Source organism: Pseudomonas sp. ESBL9, from assembly GCF_036668715.1.
Classification (GTDB): Bacteria; Pseudomonadota; Gammaproteobacteria; order Pseudomonadales; family Pseudomonadaceae; genus Aquipseudomonas; species Aquipseudomonas lundensis.
The window spans coordinates 42,213-67,119 of the sequence record NZ_JAZEVV010000011.1; the positions used below are offsets into that span (position 1 = coordinate 42,213).

The following is a 24,907-nucleotide window of genomic DNA, read 5'->3' on the forward strand; positions in this document are numbered from 1 at the left end:
TACCCCATTCAATCCCCGCCGGATCAAGCTCGGCGGGCGTTAAGGGGTAAATGCAAGGGACGGGCCAAGGTGTCAGCGAGGTGAGCGGCGCCGCCGGTTTGGGGTCAGTGGAGCCTGACCCAGACGCTGACCAATACGGTTGCGGCCATGAGCCAGGCCACCGCTGCCAGCGCCAGCGAGGCTTCAAGGCGCATGCGGTCGACCAGCACGTACAAGGCCGCCAGGTAAACAAAGTAGGGAATGATCGACCACATGCCGAACACGATGGTGGTTTTCAGGTCCTCGATGGACCGGCCTTTGCCCACGATGTAATGCGCGATCAGGGCGAAGGTCGGAAACAGCGGCACCAGCCCGGCAATGTAGTAGTTTCTGGTTTTTGCCAGCATGGCCAGAATGATGACCACGCCTGCCCCGAGTGCCGCTTTTAAAATCAGATCCATCAGTGCGCCAAACCGTATTTTTTAACTTTGTCGAACAGGGTGGTCTTGGCCATGCCCAGCTCCTGGCTGGCTTGAGTCAAGTTGCCACCACTGCGTTGCAGGGCGTCGTTGAGCAGGTTGCGCTCGAAGGCTTCCACCGCTTCTGAAAACCCCAGCCCTTGCGCAACACTGCCGCCGGTTTTCTTAAACGCGGGCAGCCCCAGGGCAAAGCGCTCAGCCACGTTACGCAGCTCGCGCACGTTCCCGGGCCAGTCGTGGCTCATGAGGCTGGAGAGGGTCTGGTTGTCCAGCTCGGGCGCGGCGCGGTCGAAGCGCAAGGAGGATTGCTGCAAGAAATATTCGAACAATTGCAGGATGTCTTCGCGGCGCTCGCGCAAAGGCGGCAGTTCGAGGGTGACCACGTTCAGCCGGTAGTACAGGTCGCTGCGAAACTGGTTGGCTTTGCCCAGTTGGTCGAGGTCGGATTTGGTGGCCGCAATCACGCGGCAATCGACATCAATGCTCTGGTTCGAGCCCAGACGTTCGAGTGTGCGTTCTTGCAGCACCCGCAGCAGTTTGATTTGCAAGTTCAGGGGCATGCTTTCGACTTCATCGAGAAACAGCGTGCCGCCGTCGGCGTGTTCGATTTTGCCGATCCGCCGTTTGCCCGCCCCCGTGAAGGCATTGGCTTCGTGACCAAAGATTTCACTTTCGAACAAGTTCTCGGGCAAGCCGCCGCAGTTCAGGGCGACGAACTGTTGGGGCTGGCGTCGACTGAAGTCGTGCAGGCAGCGGGCGACCAATTCCTTGCCGGTGCCGGTTTCGCCTTCGATCAGCACGTTGGCAGACGTATCAGCAACGTTGGCAATCAGTTCGCGCAAGTGTTGCATGGCGGGGGAGCGCCCAATGATGCGGCCTTCCAGGGAATCGCGCTCCGCCAGTTGCCGACGCAGCGACCACACTTCACGGGCCAGGCTGCGTTGTTCCAGCGCGCGACGCACGACGTCCACCAGGCGCTCGGGGGAAAACGGTTTTTCCATGAAATCATAGGCCCCATCGCGCATTGCGCCGACGGCCATGGAAATGTCGCCGTGCCCGGTAATCAACACCACGGGCAGGCTGTGGTCGCGGGCCTTGAGGCGTTTGAGCAGTTCGAGGCCATCAATGCCGGGCAGTCGAATATCGCTGATGACGATGCCGGGGAAATTATCACCCACCAGTGCCAGGGCTTGTTCGGCGCTGCTTACGCCTTCGCTGCGGATGTCTTCCAGGGCCAGCGCCTGCTGGCAACCCAGCAGGACATGGGGGTCGTCTTCGACAATCAGGACGCTTAATTCAGGGTTCATAGCGGCTCGGCCTTAACGGGTTGCAGCAACGGTAATAAAAGGACAAACGCAACACCACCGCTGGCCGGGAATTCAACGCTCAGGCTGCCACCGGCGGCGGCCGCTAGGCTGGCCGACAGGGTCAGGCCGAGCCCGAGCCCTTGCTCGCCGGGTTTGGTGGTGAAGAACGGTTCAAACAGGTGCTTGCGGGTTTCGGGGTCAATGCCCGGGCCGTTGTCGCGCACGTGCAGGCGATATTTGCCTTCGCTGACATCGCCTTCGAGCCACACGTGCGGCGGCGTGCTTTGGCCCTGCATGGCATCAAGCGCGTTGCCGATCAGGTTGATCAGGATTTGCTCGAGCCGCGTCTGGTCAATTTTCAAATGGGCGTCGCTGAAATCACGCTGCACGCTTGCGCCCGACGCTTGCAGCCTGGCATCGAGCAGTTGCAAGGCGGCGTCTACGGCGTGGCTCAGGCTGGCATGACCATCGTCGTCGCCGCGTCGCGCAAATGAGCGCAGGTTGGCGGTGATGCGGCCCATACGGTCCACCAGGTTGTTGATGGTGCCGAGGTTTTCAGCCGCCACTTTCAAGTCGCCACGCTCCAGGAACCGGACCGTGTTGCCCGAGAGCGTGCGCAAGGCGGCCAAGGGCTGGTTAAGTTCGTGGGCAATGCTGGTGGACATTTGCCCGATCGCAGCAAGTTTGCCAGCTTGCACCAGTTCGTCCTGGGCGCGGCGCAGGGTGTCTTCGGCCTGACGCCGTTCGCGTATCTGCCCTTTGAGGCGTTCGTTACTGGCGCGCAGATGGGTGGTGCGTTCGGTGATTTTCCGTTCCAACTGATTGTTGGCTTCTTGCAGGGCTTCGCGTGCGGCCAGCCGGGTGGCAATCACCTTGCGCCGCTCGTTCCACGCGATGAGCAGGAAGGCCAGCAGGGCAAAGCCGACAGCCACCAGCATGCCCTGATTCGCCGCCTCGCGACGCAGGTCTTGCAGGGGCGTGAGCAGGGTGATGTCCCAGGGTGTGTCGTTGAGGTTGCGCGTTTGCGCCAGGTAGCTGACTTGCTGATGATCGGTGATGACTTCGCTGTTGGTGGCGAAGGTGATTTTCTCGACGCCTTCAGCCAACTGTTCGCGCTGCAACGGTTGCAGCTCGTTGAGCGGCCACCAGTAGTACTGAAGGCTGCGCGCGAGTTTTTCTTTGGTGTCGGCCGAAAGCGGTCTGACTGATTTCAGGCGCCGGGTAGGGTCGCTGGACAAGATGATGATGCCGTTCTCATCGCTGACGTAGGCTTCAAGCCGTGCCCGCTGCCAGCGTTCTTCCAGGGCTTCCAGGCGCACTTTAATGACCGCGACGCCGATGATTTTGCCTTGCTCTTCCAGCCCGTGGGCCAAGTAGTAACCGGGCTCGCCGCTGGTGCTGCCGATGCCGTAGAAGCGCCCCGGTTGGCCGCGTACGGCGTCTTGAAAGTACGCCCGAAAGGACAGGTCTTCACCCAGGTAGCTGTCGGCATCTCGCCAGTTGCTGGTGGCCAGCACCCGCCCCGTGGTGTCGAGGACATAGATGGCGCGACTGCGGCTGCGGCGGTTGAGGCCTTCGAGGTATTGATTGACGGTGGTGCGATTCTGCAAATCCGGGTCGGCCAACAGCTTCGATACGCTGGACTCAAGCTCCAGCAAGCTGGGCAGGTAAGTGTATTTGCCGAGTTCACTTTCGACGGTGCGGGCGTGCAGCTCCAGCTGGCGTTCACCGTTTTCGCTGAGGGCGCGGATGCCGAAATGCTCGCTGACGCGATAGCCCGCGTACCCCAGGCCGATAGTCAGCAGGATAATCAGGGGCGGCAACAGCCAGTGGCGCAGCAGACGAGGTTTCACGGCAAGTGAGGGCGGGGCACCGCGATAAAGTGTGGGGTCGCATTTCATCACAGATGCCTTGGGTCAACCACTGCGCAATAAAGAGGTGGCCAATGCTGTAACCGGACGCAGGCTGCGCCCGGTTACAGGCATGTGGCGAACACCCTGACGGGTGGTTGAGTTATCAGTGCTGCAGGATCTTGCCCAAGAAGTCCTGAGCGCGTTGCGAGCGGGCGCTCACATCGCCAAAGAACTCATCTTTCTGACAGTCTTCGACGATTTTGCCCTGATCCATGAAGATGACCCGGTCGGCCACTTTGCGGGCAAAGCCCATTTCATGGGTTACGCACATCATGGTCATGCCTTCGTGGGCCAGTTGCACCATTACGTCGAGCACTTCGTTGACCATTTCCGGGTCGAGGGCTGAGGTGGGTTCGTCAAACAGCATGACAATCGGGTCCATCGCCAGCGCACGGGCAATCGCCACACGCTGTTGCTGGCCGCCCGACAGTTGGCCAGGGTGTTTGTGGGCGTGGGCCGACAAGCCCACGCGCTCCAGCAACTCAAGGCCTTTTTTGGTGGCTTCGGCTTTGCTGCGCCCCAGTACCTTGACCTGAGCAATGGTCAGGTTTTCGGTGATGGTCATGTGCGGGAACAGTTCGAAATGCTGGAACACCATGCCCACGCGCGAACGCAATTTCGGCAGGTTGGTTTTAGGGTCGGCTATCGAGATGCCGTCCACTACGATGTCGCCTTTCTGGAACGGTTCAAGGGCGTTGACGCACTTGATCAGGGTCGACTTGCCGGAGCCCGATGGCCCGCAGACCACCACCACTTCACCTTTTTTGACTTCAGTACTGCAATCGGTCAGTACCTGAAAGTCCCCGTACCACTTGTTGATGTTCTTGATCGAGATCATACGGCAAACCTTTTTTGCAGACGCTTGACCAGCAGCGAGGCGGAAAAGCTGATGATGAAATACACCAGACCGGCGAAGATCAGGAACTCATTGGAGCGGCCGATGATATCGCCGCTTGAGCGCGAGGCATTGAGGAAGTCCACAAGGCCTACGGTGTAAACCAGCGAGGTGTCCTGGAACAGGATGATGCTTTGTTGCAGCAGCAGCGGGGTCATTTTGCGGAATGCCTGAGGCAGGATGATCAGGCGCATGGCCTGGCCGTAACTCATGCCCAGCGCTTTGGCGGCGCCCATCTGGCCTTTAGGAATGGCTTGTACGCCCGCTCGCACGATCTCGCAGAAGTACGCCGCTTCGAACATGACGAATGCCACCAGGCACGACTCGAAGGCGCCGATCGGGGTGTCTTCACCCGTGATCCAGCGCAGCACGAAGGGAACGGCCAGGTAGAACCAGGTGATCACCAGCAGCAACGGAATCGAGCGGAAATAGTTAACGTAGGCGCCCGCCAGATTGGACAGCCACTTGCTTGAAGACAGGCGCATGAGGGCCAAAACGGTCCCCAGGGCCACGCCGCCGATCACACCCATCACCATCAGCTTGAGGGTCATGATCATGCCGTTCCACAGGCCCGGCAGGGCAGGGACGATCCCGCTGAAATCAAAGAAGTCCATTATTTGCCCCCCAGAGACATGAGGCCGGGTACGGCGACTTTTTTCTCGATCAGGCGCATGAGCAACATCAGGCTCATGTTCAAGGTGAAGTAAATCAACGTGGCCAATGTGAAGGCTTCAAACAGGTTGGCTGAGAATTCGGCTGTCTGTTTGGTTTGCGCCAGCAGTTCCATCAAACCGATCAACGAGGCCACCGACGAGTTCTTGAACACGTTGAGGAATTCGGAGGTGAGGGGTGGAATGATGATCCGGTACGCCTGAGGCAGCAGCACGTGCCAGTAAATCTGCGTCATGCTGAAACCCATGGCGCGAGCGGCTGACTCCTGACCGCGGGGCAGCGCTTCGATACCGGTACGCACTTGTTCGCACACCCGGGCGGCGGTGAACAGGCCCAGGCACACCACGACGCTCAGATAAGCCGAGGTGGTCGGGTTGAGGTCTTGCTTGTACCACTCCTGCAAGTCCGGCGGCAGCAGATCGGGCACCAGGAAGTACCAGATGAACAACTGCACCAGCAGCGGTACGTTACGGAAGATTTCAACGTAAAGGGTGGCGATGCCGGCGATGAAGCGGTTCGGCAGGGTGCGCATCACGCCCAGCAGCGAACCCAGCATTAAGGCAACGATCCAGGCGACGACAGCGATCGCGATGGTCCAGCCCAAGCCCGAAATAAACCAGTCGAGATACGTCTCGCTGCCTACGCCGGTGGACTTGAAAAACACGGTCCAGTCCCAGTTGTAATTCATGCAGGGTCTCCCCTCAGATGGTTCTAGTCACAAGCACTTGCTTCAGGGAATCCGTTCTCACCTGACACGATCGTCAGGCACACGCTCCCCGCTCGACAACCGGCGGGTCGAGTGCTCTCTAATGCAGTCAGTAGCGAGTACAGCGGGTGATCAAGGCTACCGGGCGCGATTATTCACGCCCGGTAGTAACCGGCATCAGGCTTTTGGCTTGTCGTCAGCAGGCTTATCGGTAGGGTTTGCGATCAGCGCTTTCAGCTCGTCGCTCATCGGGAACTGCAGGTTCAGCCCCTTAGGCGGGATTGGCTGCTGGAACCACTTGTCGTAGATCTTGTTGATTTCGCCAGACTTGTAAGTCGCAACGATGGCGTCATCCACGGCCTTTTTGAATTCAGGATCGCCTTTGCGCATCATGCAACCGTAGATTTCGTACGATTGTGGCGTACCGGTTACAGCCCAGTCAGCGGGCTTCTTGGCCTTGGCCATTTCACCGGCGAGCAGGGCGTCGTCCATCATGAATGCGACGGCGCGGCCCGATTCGAGCATGTTGAACGCTTCACCGTGGTCTTTTGCCGAGATCACGTTCATGCCCATCTGCTTGTCGGCGTTCATGGCCTTGAGAATGCGCTCGGAAGTGGTCCCGGCGGTGGTCACGACGTTTTTGCCTTTCAGGTCAGCGAAATCTTTGTATGGCGAGTCTTTTTTGGACAGCAGACGCGTACCGATTTCGAAGATGCCGACCGAGAAGTCGACTTGCTGGGCGCGTTCGGCGTTGTTGGTGGTAGAGCCACATTCAACGTCGACTGTGCCGTTCTGTACGAGCGGGATGCGGGTCTGGGAGGTGACCAGGTTGTACTTGACCTTGAGGTCCGGCATGTCGAGCTGCTTTTTCAAGCCTTCGACAATTGCCAGTTGCACATCGTGGGAGTAACCCACCGGTTTACCGGAAGCGTCCGCGATGTAGGAGAACGGGATGGAGGAGTCACGATGCCCAAGGGTGATGGTGCCGGATTCTTTGATTTTCTTCAGTGTGCCGGTCAATTCGGCTGCAAAAACTGGAGTGCTAATCAGGGCTGCAGTAATGGCTGCGGCCAAAAGTTGCGGGACGATGCGCATCGGTGGTTCCTCGACATTGTTTTTTTTATTGAGCCAGTTCACTGGACCCTTTATGTACTTCGAACAACTCAACAGGCTAAGGCTGTTTAAGCAGTCGGCCCAGAGTGTAGAGCATGAGTCGTGCCAGATCCTGTTATTAAAGCTAACACTATGATTTATATGGGGTTATAGGTTTGTTGCAGGCAGGCGTGAACATGCGGTTGCCCGGAAAGCCGAACTTGCATGAAGGACCGCGTTCGGAAATCCGAATGATTCGGGCGCGTCGCGATAAAAAAACGCCCACATCGAGGTGGGCGTTAAAGGGAGAGTTAAGCGGCTTCTACCTTGCGGTGTTTGAGGTTCAGGCTGGCCATGTAGTGGGCCAGGTGTTGCTGTTCTTCGGCGGTGGTGAACAACCCCAGCTTGGTGCGGCGCCACAGGATGTCCTGAGCGTCCAGAGCCCATTCCTGACTGCACAGGTAGTCAACTTCGCGGCTGTATAAGCCGCTGCCAATGTGCTCACCCATATCTTCCAGACCTTGCGCGCCTTCCAGCAGCGTCCAGGCGCGGTTGCCATACGTAATGGCCCAGCGCTTGGCGATAGCGGCATCCAGCCAGCTGTGTTTACTGACCAAGGCTGCGCTCAGTGCCGCCGGGGTGGTCATGTCTTCGCCACCGGGCAAGGTAGCGGCTGCCGTCCAGCTGGGTTTGATCTGGGTGAAGAACGGAGTCAGTTGAACCATCGCCGACTCTGCCAGTTTGCGGTAGGTGGTCAGCTTGCCGCCAAATACCGACAACAAAGGTGCTTCGCCCGGCGCGCCAGATAAAGCCAGCGTGTAGTCACGGGTTACGGCGGACGGATTGTCGGACTCGTCATTGCACAGCGGACGCACCCCGGAGTAAGTGCGCAGGATATCGTCGCGGCTCAATTGTTTTTTGAAGTGAGCGTTGACCACATTCAGCAGGTAATCCGTTTCTTGCTCAGTGATGCTGACCTTGGCCGGGTCGCCTGTGTATTCGCGATCAGTGGTGCCGATGATGGTGAACTGATCCATGTACGGAATGGTGAACACGATGCGTTGGTCTTCGTTCTGCAGAATGAACGCGTTCGGCGCGTCATACAGCTTCGGCACGATCAAGTGACTGCCCTGGATCAGGCGGATGCCGTAAGGCGAGTCCAGTTTCAGGTCGTCCTTGATGAACTTGGCCACCCACGGGCCTGCGGCATTGACCAGTGCTTTGCTGCGAATTGAGAACAGGCTGCCGTCAGCGCGTTCCAGGTTCAGTTCCCACAGGCCTTTGCTACGACGCGCACCGACGCAACGGGTCTGGGTGTGGACATGAGCGCCTTTTTCACGCGCAGCCATGGCATTGAGTACGACAAGGCGTGCGTCATCAACCCAGCAGTCCGAGTATTCGAAACCTTTGGTGATTTCCGCTTTTAGCGGGCTGTCGGCGCCAAATTTGAGGCTGGTTGAGCCGGCCAATTTTTCACGTTTGCCCAAATGGTCATACAGGAACAGGCCAGCACGAATCATCCAGCCCGGACGCAGGTGCGGGCGGTGTGGCAATACAAAGCGCATCGGTTTGACGATGTGCGGGGCTTTGGCCAACAGCACTTCACGCTCGGCCAAGGCTTCACGCACCAGACGAAACTCGTAATGTTCCAGATAGCGCAGGCCGCCGTGGATCAGCTTGCTGCTGGCTGAGGACGTGTGGCTGGCGAGGTCATCCTTTTCGCAGAGGAACACTGACAGGCCGCGGCCAGCAGCGTCTGCGGCGATGCCGACACCGTTAATTCCGCCGCCAATCACGGCAACGTCGTAAACCTCGGCAAGAGGCGTGGCAGGCAAGGTGGTGTGCGACATGAAGGAGCCTCGCGTTGAATACGCATATTTGAATTCGAACATTAATGTTCATTTTCGAAAATGGTAGCGGATAAACACGCGCACAGCCAGCCTGCTTCGATTGAAAAAACTCATCGAAGACCGGATAAAGGAAGAATTTCGAACATTTACGCTGGGTGGGCAGGTCAGGACTGACCCGCGAAGCGCCCGAGGGGCTCGGCCAGCGCGAGCCCCGATCTTGCGCAGGAGGGGTTAAACCACTTCGAGGCGGATTTTGTTCTGTGCCAACAACTGCGCCAGCTCCGGGACAGGTGGTTGGTCGGTGACCAGGCAATCAATCAGGGAGATGGGCCCCAAGCGCACCATGGCATTGCGACCAAATTTGCTCGAGTCCGCCGCCAGAATGGTCTGTCGGGCATTGGCAATAATGGCTTGGGATACGCGCACTTCTTGATAGTCGAAATCCAACAAACTGCCGTCAGAATCAATACCGCTGATGCCCACCAAGGCGTAGTCAAACTTGAACTGATTAATGAAGTCGACGCTGGCCTGGCCGACGATACCGCCGTCACGGCGCACGTTGCCCCCTGCAATCAGCACTTCGAAGTCGTCCTTTGCGCTCAGGATCGAGGCAACGTGCAAGTTGTTGGTGATGATTTTCAGGTGGTTGTGATTGAGCAGTGCCCGGGCGATGGACTCGGTGGTCGTCCCGATATTGATAAAAAGAGAGGCGTGGTCAGGTATCTGGGCGGCAATGGCTTCACCAATGCGGCGTTTTTCATCGCGCATCTGATCGGCGCGCATGGCGTAGGCGGTGTTTTCTACGCTGGAGTCATACGCCGCACCACCGTGATAGCGGCGCAACAAATCGGCTTCTGCCAACTGGTTGATATCGCGACGAATGGTCTGGGGCGTGACAACGAATAACTGCGCCATTTCCTCGATGCTGACATAGCCGCGCTCGCGAACGAGTTCGAGGATCTGCTGCTGGCGTGGAGGCAGATTCATGGAGTTTCCTTTGGGCGGCGAAGCAAATTCGTCCATGATGCCGCAGGAAAGCGCCGTCTGCTACTCGCAGGTGAGAGCAAGCCAGCATGCAGCAGCCAGCGCGTGAAGCGCCAACTGCTGTATTTGGCGTGGGACTTAGTTGTTTTCTTCGTGGGGTTCCCAGTCGCGGGTACGGCTCACGGCCTTTTTCCAGCCAGCGTAAAGTTTCTCTTTGCTGGCTTCTTCAAGGGTGGGTTCGAACTCGCGTTCAATCACGGCCTTGCCGCGCAACTCGTCCAGGCTGCTCCAGAACCCGCACGCCAGACCCGCCAGATAGGCCGCACCCAGCGCAGTGGTTTCGCGCATTTGTGGACGTTCGACCATGGTCCCCAGAATGTCAGCCTGAAATTGCATCAGGAAGTTGTTGGCCACAGCACCACCGTCCACGCGCAGGGCTTTGAGGCGTTCGCCGGAGTCCTGCTGCATCGCGTCCAGCACATCGCGGGTTTGGTAGGCAATCGACTCAAGTGCTGCACGAATGATGTGATCAACGCGGACGCCACGGGTCAGGCCGAACAGGGCGCCCCGTGCATACGGGTCCCAATACGGTGCGCCAAGACCGGTAAAGGCGGGTACCAGGTACACGCCATTGCTGTCTTTGACCTTGCTGGCAAAGTACTCGGTGTCGTGGGCGTCGTTGATGATCTTTAATTCGTCGCGCAACCACTGCACGGTTGAACCACCGTTGAATACGGCGCCTTCCAGCGCATACGCCACTTCGCCACGGGGGCCGCAGGCGATGGTGGTCAGCATACCGTGGGTGGACTTGACCGCGTTGGTGCCGGTGTTCATCAGCAGGAAGCAACCGGTGCCGTAGGTGTTTTTGGCCTGGCCCGGCTCAACGCACATTTGGCCAAACAGCGCGGCTTGTTGGTCGCCCGCGATGCCGCCAATGGCGATGCCGCTTTTGGTGCGGCCATAGATCTCGGAGGACGATTTCACCTCCGGCAGCATTTCACGCGGGATGTCCAGGATGTCCAGCATCTTCGCATCCCACTCCAGCGTGTGGATGTTGAAGAGCATGGTGCGCGAGGCATTGGTGTAGTCGGTGACGTGGGTTTTGCCGCCGGTAAATTTCCAGATCAGCCAGCTGTCGACAGTGCCGAACAGCAGTTCGCCTTTGCGGGCGCGTTCGCGACTACCTTCAACGTTGTCGAGGATCCACTTCAGCTTGGTGCCGGAGAAGTACGGGTCAGTCACCAGGCCGGTGGTGTCGCTGATGTAGTGTTCGTGGCCGTCGCGCTTGAGCTGTTCGCAGATTTCAGTGCTGCGTCGGCACTGCCAGACGATGGCGTTATAGATCGGACGGCCGCTGACCTTGTCCCATACCACGGTTGTTTCACGCTGGTTGGTGATACCGATGGCCGCGACTTGATCGTGATGCAAGCCGGCCTGCGCCAGGGCTTCTACCATCACCGCGCTTTGGGTCGCGAAAATCTCCATCGGGTCGTGCTCGACCCAGCCTGCTTGCGGGTAATGCTGCTGGAACTCGCGTTGGGCGGTGCAGACCACGTTTGCGTCACGGTCAAAGATGATCGCTCGCGAACTGGTGGTGCCTTGGTCCAACGCAATGATGTAGTTCTTATTCTGAATGTCGGTCATGGGATTGCCTTGCAGAATGAAGTAATGGGTTCAGGGCGCGAGAAGATAACGGGCAGAGTCTCGTGCGCCCCGTTTCATAAGTCGATATCAGGACGCTTGGGTTTTCACTTCAGCGCTTGCTTGGGCATCCGTTGCCACAGGTTCGACGGCAGGCAGGTGGCGGGCAATCATCCCGCGGTAAATGGCTGCGCCGAGGCAAGCACCCACGATGGGTGCAAAGATTGGAACCAGGAAATAAGGAATATCGCGTGCGCCGGTGAACGAAACTTCACCCCAGCCCGCAAAGAAAGTCATCAGCTTAGGCCCGAAATCACGTGCAGGGTTCATTGCAAAACCGGTCAACGGGCCCATCGAACTGCCAATGACGGCAATCAGCAGGCCGATCAGTAAAGGCGCCATTGCCCCGCGTGGCAGACCATTTTTGTCGTCTGTCAGGGCCATGATGACGCCCATGAGGATGGCGGTAATCACCACTTCCACGAGAAAGGCTTGCAGCGTCGACAAGGATGGATGCGGGTACGTCGAGAAAACAGACGCCAGTTCCAGGCTCTCTTTACTGCCGCGCACCATTTGATGGGCTTGTTCGTAATCGAAGAACAGGTTGCTGTACAGCGTGTACACCAGTGCAGCGGCGCAAAACGCCCCCGCGACCTGCGCGAGGATATAGAACGGCAGTTTGCGTTTTTCAAAGTCGGTGAACAGGCACAGCGCAATACTGACGGCCGGGTTCAGGTGAGCACCTGACACGCCCGCCGTGAGGTAAATCGCCATGCTCACGCCAATGCCCCAGATGATGCTGATCTCCCACAAGCCGAAGCTTGCGCCCGCGACCTTGAGCGCCGCGACACAACCGGTTCCAAAGAAAATGAGAAGTGCGGTACCGAGAAACTCGGCCATACACTGGCCTGAAAGCGTGGGGTGCTGCGATGCAGTCGTCATGTGTAAAACCTCGTTTTTGTTGTTTTTTGACGTCGTCAGTCAGGTGGCAGTGGAGCTGCACACATACCGGGAATGGCTTATCCCGGTTTTTCGTGTGCGGGTAAATAGGAACATAATTTTGGCTGATATATTCAGAATCGAAAAAATATAGACAAGAAACACTGCTGTCAAAGGTCGAAAGTGAACGACCATTCACATTCTGACTTTTACCGGATGTTTTGGTATTGGTTTTTCTGTAAGCAAAGACTACAAATTGGTAGGGGAGGATGTAACGATTCAGCGCCCAGTTCATATGGTATCCATATGGAACGCCCGTTCCAGCGCGTCTTGAGGGCCGAATTGCCCTAGAATCCACCCACTCAAGTGTGCCATCACCGAACGACAGGAATGCTCATGACCCCTGCACTGGACCTGCTGAAAAAAGTTCGCGCCGAACATCGGATACACAGCTATGAACATGACCCCAAAGCGGCTTCGTACGGTCATGAAGCGGCGGAAAAGCTTGGCTTGGCGCCCGCTCAGGTGTTCAAGACGTTGTTGGCCAGCAGTGAAAAGGGTGAATTATTGGTGGCTGTCGTACCGGTCGTCGGAAGTCTTGACCTAAAAGCGCTGGCACATGCCGCCGGAGTGAAAAAAGCCGAAATGGCAGACCCGGCAGCGGCGCAGCGCTCGACCGGCTATTTGTTGGGCGGGATCAGCCCGCTGGGGCAGAAGAAGCGCTTGCGTACCTTTATAGACAGCAGCGCTGAGGGTTTTGAGACGATTTATGTGAGCGCCGGTCGACGCGGGCTGGAGGTCGAATTGGCGCCCTCAGTGCTGGCAGAGCAGACGCGGGCGACCTTTGCGAATATTGGGCGGGTTTGAAGCACAGGCGACGCGGGCGTTACGTCGCTTGTGCTTCACCTAGTTCAGTGAGCGCTGCTCAAACGTCTTACACCTGAGTCGGTGTGGGGGATTTGCGCAGCGGTGCTGCCGCTGGTTTGAAACATCACAAGGTGCTCAGCCGCCACACGGATGCCAACTTCTGCGCCTGGAAGATGATCGACGTGGCTTGGGAAGATGGATTCCAGCTGACTGCCGGTCGGTAGTTGCAAGCGATACAGCGTCGATGCGCCGAGGAAGGTCTTGCCGATGATTCTGGCTTTCAGGTCGCTGTCCGGCGCATAGACAATATCGTCGGGGCGCAGCAGCACGTCGACGGCGCCGCCCGTTGGCCATGTGTAGGCGCGGTTGCCCTGCAGGACGCCAAGCTCTGTTTGCACCGACTCCGGGCTCAGTAACTGGCCGCGAATAAAGTAACCCTGACCAATGAAGCTCGCCACGTAAGGGGTCAGCGGTTCGTGGTAGAGGTTGTAAGGCGTATCCCACTGTTCCAACCGGCCCTCTTTGAACACGCCAACGTGGTCACTAACAGCGAAGGCTTCTTCCTGATCGTGTGTCACCAGAATGGCGCTGGTGCCGCGGGCTTTCAAAATATCCCGCACTTCGTGGCTCAGCTTGCGACGTAACTCGCCATCCAGATTGGAGAACGGCTCGTCCAGCAGAAGCAGCTGTGGCTCAGGCGCCAAGGCGCGCGCTAGCGCCACACGTTGCTGCTGGCCACCCGAAAGCTCATGGGGGAAACGCTTGCCGAGGTTTTTCAGGTTGACCAGTTCGAGCAGTTCTTCGGTGATACGGTCTTTGTTCGGCAGTTTGCGAATACCAAATGCAATGTTGTCGGCCACGCTGAGATGAGGAAAAAGCGCGTAGTCCTGAAACACCATGCCTATGCGACGTTTCTCCGGCGCGAGGGTGAAGCCTGCGCTGGAGATGATTTCGCCGCCCAGCTGGATTTCACCTTGATGCACAGGTTCAAAGCCTGCGATTGCACGCAGGGTGGTGGTCTTGCCGCAGCCTGAAGAGCCCAGCAGGCAACCGATGTCGCCGGCGTTGAGGTGCAGGTTGAGGTTTTGCACAACGCTCTGGCCCTGATAGCCACAGGCCAGATCACGAAGGTTCAGCAGAAGAGGTTGACTCATGCGTGGTGGTACGCCGGTTGTACAAGGAATTCGAGCAGCGCTTTTTGCGCGTGCAAACGGTTTTCAGCCTGGTCCCACGCAACGGAGCGGGGATCGTCCAGCAGGTCTTCGCTGATTTCTTCCCCGCGGTGCGCGGGTAAGCAGTGCATGAACAGCACATCGTCGGCCGCCAGATCGAGCAGTGCCTTGTTGACCTGATAAGGCGCGAACGTCTTCAGACGCTTGGCGGTTTCTTCTTCCTGACCCATGGAGGTCCAGACGTCGGTACTGACCAGGTGGGCGCCGGTTACTGCGTCTTGCGGGGCACGTACGATGGTGACGCGTTCGCCTGCCTGGGCCACGAACTCGGGGTTCGGTTCATAGCCTTCCGGGCAGGCGATGCGCAGTTGGAAGTCGAACTGGATGGCTGCTTCTATATAGCTGTTGCACATGTTGTTGCCGTCCCCGATCCAAGCCACGGTCTTGCCTTTGATCGAGCCGCGGTGTTCCAGAAACGTTTGCATGTCGGCCAGCAGTTGGCACGGGTGCAGATCGTCTGACAGACCATTGATCACTGGGACGCGAGAATTGGCTGCGAATTCAGTCAGGGTGCTGTGGGCGAAGGTACGGATCATCACGGCATCCAGCATGCGTGACATGACGATTGCGCAATCGCCGATGGGTTCGCCACGCCCCAGCTGGGTGTCACGCGGCGACAGGAAGATCGCCTGACCGCCGAGCTGGATCATGCCCGCTTCAAAGGACAAACGGGTGCGGGTGGACGATTTTTCGAAAATCATGCCCAGTACACGGTTTTTCAGCGGTTCGAAAAGCACGCCGCGATTGCGCAGGTCCTTGAGCTCGATGCCTCGACGAATCACGCTGCTAAGCTCTTCGGGCGTGCAATCCATCAGGGAGAGAAAGTGCCTTGCGCTCATCATTAACTACCTTCTTTTGCAACGACTGCAGATGCTCAAAGCCAGGTTTTTCAGAAAAACGGGCGAGACCTGCGGCGTTAGCCGCACGTGGCGACGAAATAGGGGAAGGCGCGATCTTATAAGGAAATGTCGCGTCTTGCCAATAAGGGTGTTGTTTGGGAGGTTTCAGGCGCTGTGTACGCGGCATGAGCGCGTGCACTGTAAGCACTAATGGGTGGATTACCTGCCCTCAGCGACCCATTTGTACACTGCCCTGCCATGGGTTGGCAATTGATGGGCAGCAGATGCAGACTATTGTCGGTGGGGGAGACCGAGCGTGGTGCCTGGGTTTCCGTTACAATGCGCCACCGTGCCGACAACTGAGTCGGAAAGTTCAGCCGAGGTGCTCCATGGATATCATCGAAACGATCAAAGAACAGATTGCCAACAACACCATTCTGCTCTACATGAAAGGCTCACCGAATGCCCCACAGTGCGGCTTTTCGGCCAAAGCTGCTCAGGCCGTAATGGGCTGTGGTGAAAAGTTCGCTTACGTGGACATCCTGCAGAACCCAGAGATTCGTGCCAATTTGCCCAAGTACGCTAACTGGCCGACCTTCCCGCAACTGTGGGTAGGTGGTGAGCTGGTGGGCGGCAGCGACATCATGGCGGAGATGTTTGCCAATGGTGAGCTGCAAACCCTGATCAAGGATGCCGCCGCTAAAGCCGCAGCCGCCAAGACCGAAGCCTAAGGGGCTTTGCGCGCGAGTTTGAATAAATTAGCGCGCATTAAAAACCCCGCCACTGTTTAGACAGGGCGGGGTTTTTTATTGGCTGAGGTTTGGTTTATTCACCCATCTGCGATTGCAGATAGTTCTCAAGACCCACTTTATCAATCAGGCCAAGCTGAGTTTCCAGCCAGTCAATATGTTCTTCTTCAGACTCCAGAATGTCTTCTAGAAGTTCTCGGCTACCAAAGTCGCCCACAACTTCGCAGTGTGCGATGGCTGCTTTCAGATCGGCATGGCCGGTGCGCTCAATGCGCAGGTCGCACTCAAGCATCTCCTTGGTGTGCTCGCCGATGTGCAGCTTGCCCAGGTCCTGCACGTTAGGCAGGCCTTCCAGGAAGAGAATGCGTTTGATCAGCTTGTCCGCGTGTTTCATCTCATCGATGGACTCGTGGTATTCGTGAGCACCCAACTTTTCCAGGCCCCAATCTTGATACATGCGCGCATGCAAGAAGTACTGATTGATTGCGACCAGCTCGTTGCCGAGAATTTTGTTGAGGTGCTGAATGACTGAAATGTCGCCTTTCATCGCGAGGGCCTGCCTTAATGAACTGTATATGCGCAAGAGTTTGATCTGCACACTTACACCTGTCAAACCTAAGTATTTGAATAATAAATGAAAATTAATCGGAATAAGAATGTTTGTATTCCGCGTCTAGGCCCTAAGCACTTGAATTAATGGCATAAAAAAACCGGACATCATGTCCGGTTCTCTTTAAATGGCTACATCAGGCGACTGAAAATTCTGCCGGGTAACTCATGGCTGCCTGGCTGGCTTGCAGGGAAGACAGGGTTTCGCGCACCACTTGCTTGGCCAGGCACGCACATTTGCCACATTGACTGGCAATACCGGTCGCTTCGCGAACTTCACGGTAGCTGCAGCAACCTTCATAGATTGCGTCTCGGATTTTTCCATCAGTGACGCCAGTGCAGAGGCAAACGTACATAAATAAGAACCATCGCTGGTTGGGATTCAATGCGAAGGATCTTAATGTTAACGAGAATGATTGTCAAAGCAACTTAGGTCTCGATTGCGGGTTTAATTCCTGATGCTGACGAACGGTGTCACGCCTAACCCGGGTGGCTTTAAAAAAGGGGGGAGGCCGGACCCGACGAGCGGTGTATGATGGCCGATCTTTTTTCATGCGCGAGCTGATTGTTAACCGTGTCATTACCCATGACTGGCCAGCTCCCGTTTACCACGCTGCACATCAGGAGATATCCATGAGCGTACTCGTAGGCAAACAAGCCCCTGACTTCACCGTCGCCGCCGTTCTGGGCAATGGCGAAATCGTTGATAGCTTTACGCTGTCCACCGCGATCAAAGGCAAATACGGCCTGGTGTTCTTCTACCCGCTGGACTTCACATTCGTTTGCCCGTCCGAGCTGATTGCTCTGGACCACCGCATTCCTGAGTTCAAAGCCCGTAACGTAGAAGTGGTGGCAGTCTCCATCGACTCTCACTTCACCCATAACGCATGGCGCAACACGCCGGTAAACAACGGCGGTATCGGTCAGGTGCAATACACCATGGCAGCCGATATGAAGCACGAAATCTGCAAAGCCTACGATGTTGAATCTGAGGGCGGCGTCGCTTTCCGTGGCGCATTCCTGATCGATGACAAGGGCATCGTTCGTTCGCAGGTCGTGAATGACCTGCCTCTGGGCCGCAACATGGACGAACTGCTGCGTCTGGTTGACGCCCTGCAATTCCACGAAGAGCACGGCGAAGTGTGCCCTGCGAACTGGAAAAAAGGCGACAAAGGCATGACGGCTTCCACCGCGGGCGTAGCGGCTTACCTGTCCGAGAATGCTGACAAGCTGTAAGCGTCGGTTGAGGGCATAAAAAACCGGACGTTATGTCCGGTTTTTTTATGCAGGATAGAAAGTCCCGGACTCAGTCGTCGAAATCTTTCCAACCGCCCATTTGCTTCCAGCTGTTGACGATGCCACAGAACAGCTCTGCCGTTTTTTCGGTGTCGTAACGCGCCGAATGCGCTTCCCGCCCATCGAAGTCGATATCAGCAGCCTGACAGGCTTTGGCGAGTACAGTCTGGCCGTACGCCAGGCCAGCCAGTGTGGCGGTGTCGAAGCTTGAGAACGGATGGAACGGGTTGCGTTTCATGTCCAGTCGAGCAACCGCAGCGTTCAGGAAGCCGAGGTCGAAACTGCTGTTATGGCCAACCAGGATGGCGCGTTTGCAGCCATTGGCTTTCAAGGCTTTGCGAACACCGCGGAAGATGTCAGTCAGGGCTGTTTCTTCGCTGACAGCCATGCGCAATGGATGATCCAGCTTGATACCGGTGAACTCCAGCGCAGCCGGTTCAATGTTGGCGCCTTCGAACGGTTCTACGCGGTGGAAATAGGTGTGTTCAGGGAACACGAAGCCTTTCTCGTCCATGCCGATCGTGACCGCTGCGATTTCCAGCAATGCATCGGTTGAGCTGTTGAAACCGCCGGTTTCAACATCGATCACCACTGGCAGGTAACCGCGAAAGCGCTCAGCCATGGGGTGACGTGGGCCGCCATGCCCGCCTTCATGTTCATCGTCGAAATGGTCGTCACTCACAGCTGTTCCTCCAGCAGGCGCCAGCGCAGTTTTTCACCGGCGCGCAGCGGGATTACGGTCAGCTCACCGAACGGCAGGCTGGTTGGGGCAGTCCACTCCTGGCGAACCAGTGTGATGTGTTCGGTGCTGGGTGCCAGTCCGTAGAAGCGAGGTCCGTTGAGGCTGGCAAAAGCCTCCAGCTTGTCCAGCGCATTACGCTGTTCGAAGGCTTCGGCGTACAACTCGATGGCTGCGTAGGAGGTGTAGCAACCAGCGCAGCCACAGGCCGCTTCTTTGGCGTGCTGGGCATGCGGTGCGGAGTCGGTCCCCAGGAAGAACTTCTCGCTACCGCTGGTTGCTGCATCGAGCAGGGCATGCTGATGAGTATTACGCTTCAGGATCGGCAAGCAATAGAAGTGCGGGCGTATCCCCCCCACCAGCATATGGTTGCGGTTGTAAAGCAGGTGATGAGCAGTAATCGTTGCGGCGACTTGACTGGACGCTTCGTTGACGAACTGCACGGCGTCCGCAGTGGTGATGTGTTCGAACACCACTTTGAGCGTCGGAAAACGCTCTACAACACGGCGCATGTGCTCGTCGATGAAGATTTTCTCGCGATCAAATACGTCCACATCGGTGCGTGTCACTTCGCCGTGAATCAGCAAGGGCATTCCGACTTCAGCCATGGTTTCCAGCACCGGGAAAATAGCGTCAATACTGGTGACGCCAGAGTCGGAGTTGGTCGTTGCGCCTGCAGGATATAGCTTTGCAGCGTGTACGAAACCACTGGCTTTGGCTGTGCGAATGTCTTCAGGCTGTGTGCGATCGGTCAGATAGAGCACCATCAGCGGCTCGAAGCGGCTACCCGCAGGGCGAACGGCCAAAATACGCTGGCGATAGGCATCAGCTTCGGCGGCATTACGCACCGGAGGCACCAGGTTGGGCATGATGATGGCGCGGCCAAAAGTGCGCGCTACATCCGCGACAGTGTGAGGCAACACAGCACCATCTCGAAGATGTATGTGCCAGTCATCGGGACGCAGAAGGGTCAGGCGGTCGGACATTGGGGATTCCAGGCGGGTCAAACTGAGGCGAATCCTACCGGAAAACACTCAGTCAGGCACTCGCTATCAAGTTTTGCGGCGCTTAACCGATATCTTTTGAGAATGTCGTCTATCTGTTTGCTGTTTTTTTGCAGTACAAGCCTGTGGAGCCGCCCGTGCGCCAGCGTTATCTAGCCCTACTCAGTATGTTTGCCAGCCTGCCTGCCATGGCCCTGACTTTCCAGACCCGTCTGGAGAATATCGAGTGGAAGGTGGAAGGTGACAAATTCGAGTGCCGTCTGATTCAGCCCATCACGGACTTCGGTTCCGGGGTTTTCGTGCGCCGTGCGGGTGAACAGGCCATTTTTCGCCTGAATGCCTTCAACGCCATGCTCGGTGAGGGTTCTGCCACGTTGCTGGCTGCCGCAGCTCCCTGGCAGCCGGGGCGCGGAGATATCAACCTTGGCTCGGTACGTATTGGTCGGGGTCAAGTCTTGTTCAACAGTTCCCAGGCACAGGCCGCAAGCCTGGTGCGCGGTTTGCTGGAGGGGCGTACTCCGTTAGTCAGGCATTATTCCTCGACCAGCGGAACGTCCGAGGTTCGTTTGCTACCCGTCAAGTTTCGTCAGGCGTATAGCGATTACGAAGCCTGTACGACCAAACTGTTACCCAAAAACTTTGAACAGGTACGTCAAAGCCAGATCGGTTTTCCCGGGGGAGGGATCGATCTGGACAATCAGGCGCGGGCAAACTTACAGGTCATGGTGGAATACATGAAGGCAGATCCTTCGGTAAACCACATCACGCTGGATGGGCACTCGGACAACTCCGGTAATCGTCTGACCAATCGTGATTTGTCCCGGCGCCGAGCCTTGGCCGTGATGGATTTCTTCAAAGAAAACGGGATTCAAGAGTCGCAAATCACCCTGCGGTTTCACGGAGAACAGTACCCGTTGGTGCGCAATTCCAGCGCTGCGAATCGTGCAAGAAATCGCCGTGTCAGCGTGCGGCTTGAACGGGTCGCCGCGCCGGAAAAAACCACTTCCCCTGTAGGTACCACAAACCCTGCAAGCGTCTCTTAAAGCAGTCACCGTCGTCGCGCTATTGAAACTAACTGTCGCTTTGTCGTCTTAAGCTGTCGCGCCTCTGTAATTTCTGCAACTTGAGCGGTAGACTGTTCGGCTTTTCGAACAACCCGTGGAGTGATGGCATGGCGGACGTAAACAAGGTCGTTCTGGCTTATTCGGGCGGCCTGGACACTTCGGTGATCCTGAAGTGGCTGCAGGATACTTATAACTGTGAAGTCGTAACCTTTACCGCTGACCTGGGTCAGGGTGAAGAGGTCGAACCTGCACGTGCCAAGGCGCAAGCCATGGGCGTCAAGGAAATCTATATTGACGACCTGCGCGAAGAGTTTGTTCGAGACTTCGTGTTCCCGATGTTCCGCGCCAATACTGTTTACGAAGGTGAGTACCTGCTGGGTACCTCCATCGCTCGTCCGCTGATTGCCAAACGCCTGATTGAAATCGCCAACGAAACGGGCGCTGATGCCATTTCCCACGGTGCTACCGGTAAAGGTAACGACCAGGTACGTTTCGAGCTTGGGGCCTACGCACTGAAACCCGGCGTAAAAGTCATTGCGCCGTGGCGTGAATGGGATCTGCTCTCGCGTGAAAAATTGATGGATTACGCTGAAAAGCATGCAATCCCTATCGAACGTCACGGTAAGAAAAAATCCCCTTACTCCATGGACGCCAACCTGCTTCATATCTCGTACGAAGGCGGTGTGCTGGAAGACACCTGGACCGAGCACGAAGAAGACATGTGGCGCTGGACCAAGTCCCCGGAAGATGCGCCGAACACCCCGACGTATCTGGAACTGACCTATCGCAATGGCGACATCGTGGCGTTGGACGGCGTTGAAATGACGCCTGCGACGGTTTTGGCCACTCTGAATCGCATTGGTGGGGAAAACGGCATTGGCCGTCTGGATATTGTTGAAAACCGCTACGTTGGCATGAAATCCCGTGGTTGCTACGAAACCCCGGGCGGCACCATCATGCTGCGTGCTCACAGGGCGATAGAGTCGATTACGCTGGACCGCGAAGTGGCGCACTTGAAAGATGAGTTGATGCCTAAATACGCCAGCCTGATTTACACCGGCTACTGGTGGAGCCCGGAGCGCGTTATGTTGCAACAGATGATTGACGCCTCTCAAGCCCACGTGAATGGTGTAGTTCGTCTAAAACTCTACAAAGGTAATGTCATCGTTACCGGCCGTAAGTCCGATCAATCGTTGTTTGATGCAAATATTGCAACTTTTGAGGAGGATGGTGGTGCTTACAATCAGGCTGATGCAGCTGGTTTTATCAAGCTAAACGCACTGCGCATGCGCATTGCGGCGAACAAGGGCCGTAGCTTTTTCTGATTAAGAGCGGCTTTCGAAAAAAACCCCGGCCACTGGTCGGGGTTTTTTTTAGGTGAGTGTTTAGGCATGACTATATGTTCAATAGGTTGTGCTCAATGCGTCTGTTTCAGTGTTGTAAGTGAAAATAGTGGTTGTCTCCCATAGCTGAAATTTTTTATAAATCAGGGGGGGTAAAGGGTGTTTGTTTATCAGTGCGTTGACGTGGCTATTGATTAATAGGATAAGCACCTTGTTTTTGTCGGCCGGGTTTCTTGCTGAGGTCATGGTTTCGTAAATTAATGACAGCACTTCTTCAAGTTCATGTTTGTTCATCAAGTGTTTGTCCGAACGTGTCAGGTTGGCAACGTGCAACCCCTCTGTAATGGCCCTTCGAAAGGTTTTGTGTTTGGCTGAATCCATTTCTTTATGCCGTTTGCCAGCCTCTGTGAGCGTCTTTTTGGTGCTTTGTTTAAGGTGGGCTTGTTGGGCATGTGTTTGGCTTTGAGGCAGCAGTATGAGGTTGTGCGGGGTGCAAAAGCTAAACCTGATGTCTGGGTGATCGGTTATTTTTTTTGGCGCTGATTTCGAGCGTGCAGGCAGACTGTCATGACATTCTTTGCCTGGTTGTATTGCGTGAATGTTGGATTCTAAAAAGTTTTTTTCATTTGAGAAATCCGAGGGCGAGTAGAGTCTTTTGTTATTGAAATTTAAAGTTATAAAGAAAAGTATAACCAGCGCAATTGGGAAAGCGACTAAAAACCAAACGTAGATCTCCTGATTCTCCTTGTTAATGTAAGGCAGGGACACGGAGGCTGAGGCTTGCGTCAGTATTGAGAAAATGGCAATCACCGTCAGCGGATTTTTGGTGGTGGGTTTGCTCTTAAGCATAAGGGAACCTATTTGTCTGAAAAGACCTCGATTAATGAAGGAAAGTAAGAGTAGTCGGATGGAAATTATTTTTCGATGTTATTAAGAGGTCTTAGGCGTTTTTAATAGTGTGTCTATTTATAAACTTAGACGTGGGGTTTTGAATGTGCAAGTTTAACGTTGTTTGAAGTGGGCGATAGGTGATGAATGTTTTGCCCCTGAAATTTTTTTGGATGTAGTCCTGATCGCAAGTCGAAGAAGGAGTTTTTACGGGGATTAATCCTTTCTCGCGCTGATGTTTTATGCGTCATTGATGTCTCTGTTTTCAGCGTTATGGCGAGTCCTGTAAAAATATGAGTTAAATGATTCTTGCATATTTTTCCGAATGATCTGTAGTACCTTTCCTTAAGTGATAATTTGAAATACTTTCTTGAGAAATAAGAGTAGATTTTGCCGGGTGAGATTAAACGTGTGTGGCGGCACATAAGAGCGTGCTAGTGTGGTTCGCCTGCATAGTTTAAGAATATTTTGTAGTGATATTTATGTGTATCCACTGTCTTCAGACGAATTTTCATGTCTGTACGTGTTGTCACAACGAATATCATTGATATAAGGTTTGTCACAAGTAAATGAGTGTAAGGCTGTTTTTGAAACGCAGCAGGTGCATGTGTCAATCCACATAAGGGAGGGATCTCAGGAAGTAAATGACATGTATGGTGTTACGTCAAAGTGTCGCTTGCGTAGGTGCGATGGAATTGCAATAAAACACTCGTTTGATTAATCGTGTGTCCGTACATGCTGTGGGATACGGTTTTTATTTCGTGAGGATGTCCACGCTTTGACAAGCGGGAAGCTTTTCTTTAGAGCAGTTTTTTGTAGGGAAAATCGTTATTTTATGTAGGTGATGTCTTTGGCTGTTAGTGCTCGGGGGGGGGCGCTATGCCCAGGGTGTTACGACTAGGCTATTGTGCTGACTCTAAAAATTCGAACAGCGAAAATTGGAATTACCCATGAATAAAGTGCTGATCGTGGATGATCATCCCGTGATCCGTCTTGCTGTACGTATGCTCATGGAACGACATGGCTATGAAGTCGTTGCTGAGACGGATAACGGTGTGGATGCATTACAACTTGCGCGTGAACATGCGCCGGATATTGTGATACTCGACATAGGGATACCTAAGCTGGACGGGCTGGAAGTGATTGCTCGTCTTTCAACTCCGGCGCTGCCTGTGAAAGTACTGGTTTTAACTTCACAAGCGCCGGGACATTTTTCCATGCGTTGCATGCAAGCCGGGGCGGCGGGATATGTATGCAAGCAGCAGGATCTGACAGAGTTACTCAGTGCAATAAAAGCGGTGTTGTCGGGTTACAGTTACTTTCCTAATCAGGCATTGCACTCAGTGCGTACCAGTCTCGGCAATGCCAGTGAGGCCGATATGGTTAATCGGTTATCGGGCAGGGAGATGATGGTGCTGCAGCAATTAGCGCGCGGGAAAAGTAACAAGGACATTGCCGACGGGATGTTCTTGAGTAACAAGACAGTCAGTACATACAAAACGCGCTTGTTACTGAAACTCAATGCCCGATCCCTGGTTGATCTGATCGAGCTTGCTCAGCGAAACGGCTTGGTGTGAACGGCGGCGCCATTACGTTTCACCTTTAGACGGCTATCTCGCGTGTGTAGCGAGATAGCCGTACGCTCTGGCTCCCAGAAAAAAAGCCTCTTTGTGCAGGAGGCTTTCCAGCTGATTGTAGTGGTCTAATGAAACCGGACACCCATTTAGGCGAGAATGCTCGCCAGATCGAGGTGTCAGATGACCAAACAACGCCGCTCCTTTACTCCTGAATTCAAGCGCGAGGCTGCCGACCTTGTGCTC

24 protein-coding genes are annotated in these 24,907 nt (G+C 55.6%); 6 read left to right on the forward strand and 18 right to left on the reverse strand.

What is annotated here, in order from left to right:
• Positions 1 to 104: 104 nt before the first annotated feature.
• The 11 genes from V6F78_RS21585 to V6F78_RS21635 all read right to left on the reverse strand — a co-directional run bounded on the left by V6F78_RS21585 (position 105) and on the right by V6F78_RS21635 (position 12,460).
• Positions 105 to 431 carry a GlpM family protein gene (locus tag V6F78_RS21585; RefSeq protein WP_169835823.1) on the reverse strand — a complete coding sequence of 109 codons (327 nt, stop codon included), beginning with the start codon at positions 429 to 431 and terminating at the stop codon, positions 105 to 107.
• Positions 432 to 439: 8 nt separating this feature from the next.
• Complete coding sequence (locus V6F78_RS21590) at positions 440 to 1,765, reverse strand: sigma-54-dependent transcriptional regulator (protein ID WP_047278732.1); 1,326 nt, start codon at positions 1,763 to 1,765, stop codon at positions 440 to 442.
• The gene (locus V6F78_RS21595) at positions 1,762 to 3,666 is read right to left on the reverse strand and encodes a sensor histidine kinase (protein ID WP_047292465.1); all 1,905 of its coding nucleotides are present in this window, start codon (positions 3,664 to 3,666) and stop codon (positions 1,762 to 1,764) included. The genes V6F78_RS21590 and V6F78_RS21595 overlap by 4 nt, the downstream gene beginning before the upstream one ends.
• Positions 3,667 to 3,781: 115 nt before the next feature.
• A complete protein-coding gene (locus V6F78_RS21600; RefSeq protein ID WP_047273980.1) occupies positions 3,782 to 4,516 on the reverse strand; it encodes an amino acid ABC transporter ATP-binding protein in 735 nt (244 codons plus the stop codon).
• Positions 4,513 to 5,187 (reverse strand): amino acid ABC transporter permease, encoded by a 675-nt coding sequence (locus tag V6F78_RS21605; RefSeq protein WP_047273982.1) that lies wholly within the window; start codon positions 5,185 to 5,187, stop codon positions 4,513 to 4,515. The genes V6F78_RS21600 and V6F78_RS21605 overlap by 4 nt, the downstream gene beginning before the upstream one ends.
• Positions 5,187 to 5,933: an amino acid ABC transporter permease gene (locus V6F78_RS21610; RefSeq protein ID WP_047273983.1), complete on the reverse strand. Its 747-nt coding sequence runs from the start codon at positions 5,931 to 5,933 to the stop codon at positions 5,187 to 5,189. The genes V6F78_RS21605 and V6F78_RS21610 overlap by 1 nt, the downstream gene beginning before the upstream one ends.
• A gap of 195 nt (positions 5,934 to 6,128) precedes the next feature.
• Complete coding sequence (locus tag V6F78_RS21615; RefSeq protein ID WP_047292467.1) at positions 6,129 to 7,046, reverse strand: glutamate/aspartate ABC transporter substrate-binding protein; 918 nt, start codon at positions 7,044 to 7,046, stop codon at positions 6,129 to 6,131.
• A 308-nt stretch (positions 7,047 to 7,354) separates the two neighbouring features.
• The gene (gene glpD / locus V6F78_RS21620; RefSeq protein ID WP_169838970.1) at positions 7,355 to 8,893 is read right to left on the reverse strand and encodes a glycerol-3-phosphate dehydrogenase; all 1,539 of its coding nucleotides are present in this window, start codon (positions 8,891 to 8,893) and stop codon (positions 7,355 to 7,357) included.
• Positions 8,894 to 9,124: 231 nt separating this feature from the next.
• Positions 9,125 to 9,880, reverse strand: coding sequence for a DeoR family transcriptional regulator (locus V6F78_RS21625; protein ID WP_047292469.1), 756 nt, complete (start codon positions 9,878 to 9,880; stop codon positions 9,125 to 9,127).
• 135 nt (positions 9,881 to 10,015) lie between these two features.
• Positions 10,016 to 11,521: a glycerol kinase GlpK gene (gene glpK / locus V6F78_RS21630; protein WP_047278725.1), complete on the reverse strand. Its 1,506-nt coding sequence runs from the start codon at positions 11,519 to 11,521 to the stop codon at positions 10,016 to 10,018.
• A gap of 87 nt (positions 11,522 to 11,608) precedes the next feature.
• Complete coding sequence (locus V6F78_RS21635) at positions 11,609 to 12,460, reverse strand: MIP/aquaporin family protein (RefSeq protein ID WP_047273992.1); 852 nt, start codon at positions 12,458 to 12,460, stop codon at positions 11,609 to 11,611.
• A gap of 393 nt (positions 12,461 to 12,853) precedes the next feature.
• Here V6F78_RS21635 and ybaK point away from each other — a divergent pair, with 393 nt between their 5' ends.
• Positions 12,854 to 13,324, forward strand: coding sequence for a Cys-tRNA(Pro) deacylase (ybaK, locus tag V6F78_RS21640; RefSeq protein ID WP_047273994.1), 471 nt, complete (start codon positions 12,854 to 12,856; stop codon positions 13,322 to 13,324).
• A gap of 44 nt (positions 13,325 to 13,368) precedes the next feature.
• On the opposite strand, the gene V6F78_RS21645 is transcribed toward ybaK, so the two are convergent.
• Positions 13,369 to 14,478 (reverse strand): ABC transporter ATP-binding protein, encoded by a 1,110-nt coding sequence (locus tag V6F78_RS21645; protein ID WP_047273996.1) that lies wholly within the window; start codon positions 14,476 to 14,478, stop codon positions 13,369 to 13,371.
• Positions 14,475 to 15,395, reverse strand: coding sequence for an ornithine carbamoyltransferase (argF, locus tag V6F78_RS21650; protein WP_047292620.1), 921 nt, complete (start codon positions 15,393 to 15,395; stop codon positions 14,475 to 14,477). Before argF ends, V6F78_RS21645 begins: the two co-directional genes overlap by 4 nt.
• A 389-nt stretch (positions 15,396 to 15,784) precedes the next feature.
• Here argF and grxD point away from each other — a divergent pair, with 389 nt between their 5' ends.
• Positions 15,785 to 16,126 (forward strand): Grx4 family monothiol glutaredoxin, encoded by a 342-nt coding sequence (grxD, locus tag V6F78_RS21655; RefSeq protein WP_047273998.1) that lies wholly within the window; start codon positions 15,785 to 15,787, stop codon positions 16,124 to 16,126.
• A gap of 94 nt (positions 16,127 to 16,220) precedes the next feature.
• Here grxD and bfr read toward each other — a convergent pair whose 3' ends face one another.
• Entirely contained in the window at positions 16,221 to 16,691 is a 471-nt protein-coding gene (gene bfr, locus V6F78_RS21660; protein WP_047274000.1) for a bacterioferritin, read from the reverse strand.
• Between the two features lie 199 nt (positions 16,692 to 16,890).
• Positions 16,891 to 17,109: a bacterioferritin-associated ferredoxin gene (locus tag V6F78_RS21665; RefSeq protein WP_047292475.1), complete on the reverse strand. Its 219-nt coding sequence runs from the start codon at positions 17,107 to 17,109 to the stop codon at positions 16,891 to 16,893.
• A 277-nt stretch (positions 17,110 to 17,386) separates the two neighbouring features.
• Between V6F78_RS21665 and V6F78_RS21670 the strand changes: the two genes are divergently transcribed.
• On the forward strand, positions 17,387 to 17,989 hold the full coding sequence (locus V6F78_RS21670; RefSeq protein ID WP_094991542.1) for a peroxiredoxin: 603 nt from the start codon (positions 17,387 to 17,389) through the stop codon (positions 17,987 to 17,989).
• Positions 17,990 to 18,059: 70 nt separating this feature from the next.
• Here the strand turns inward: V6F78_RS21670 and rnt are convergent, their stop codons facing one another.
• Together rnt and pyrC are read right to left on the reverse strand one after the other, a co-directional pair.
• Positions 18,060 to 18,731, reverse strand: coding sequence for a ribonuclease T (gene rnt, locus V6F78_RS21675; RefSeq protein ID WP_047274006.1), 672 nt, complete (start codon positions 18,729 to 18,731; stop codon positions 18,060 to 18,062).
• The gene (pyrC, locus tag V6F78_RS21680; protein WP_332728235.1) at positions 18,728 to 19,774 is read right to left on the reverse strand and encodes a dihydroorotase; all 1,047 of its coding nucleotides are present in this window, start codon (positions 19,772 to 19,774) and stop codon (positions 18,728 to 18,730) included. The genes rnt and pyrC overlap by 4 nt, the downstream gene beginning before the upstream one ends.
• Positions 19,775 to 19,929: 155 nt before the next feature.
• Between pyrC and V6F78_RS21685 the strand changes: the two genes are divergently transcribed.
• A complete protein-coding gene (locus tag V6F78_RS21685) occupies positions 19,930 to 20,835 on the forward strand; it encodes a flagellar protein MotY (protein ID WP_047292478.1) in 906 nt (301 codons plus the stop codon).
• 128 nt (positions 20,836 to 20,963) lie between these two features.
• Positions 20,964 to 22,181, forward strand: coding sequence for an argininosuccinate synthase (locus V6F78_RS21690; RefSeq protein ID WP_047274012.1), 1,218 nt, complete (start codon positions 20,964 to 20,966; stop codon positions 22,179 to 22,181).
• Positions 22,182 to 22,259: 78 nt separating this feature from the next.
• Here the strand turns inward: V6F78_RS21690 and V6F78_RS21695 are convergent, their stop codons facing one another.
• Positions 22,260 to 23,048 carry a hypothetical protein gene (locus V6F78_RS21695; protein ID WP_052959373.1) on the reverse strand — a complete coding sequence of 263 codons (789 nt, stop codon included), beginning with the start codon at positions 23,046 to 23,048 and terminating at the stop codon, positions 22,260 to 22,262.
• Between the two features lie 989 nt (positions 23,049 to 24,037).
• On the opposite strand from V6F78_RS21695, the gene V6F78_RS21700 reads away from it, so the two are divergent.
• On the forward strand, positions 24,038 to 24,664 hold the full coding sequence (locus tag V6F78_RS21700; protein WP_047274014.1) for a response regulator transcription factor: 627 nt from the start codon (positions 24,038 to 24,040) through the stop codon (positions 24,662 to 24,664).
• Positions 24,665 to 24,907: the final 243 nt, after the last annotated feature.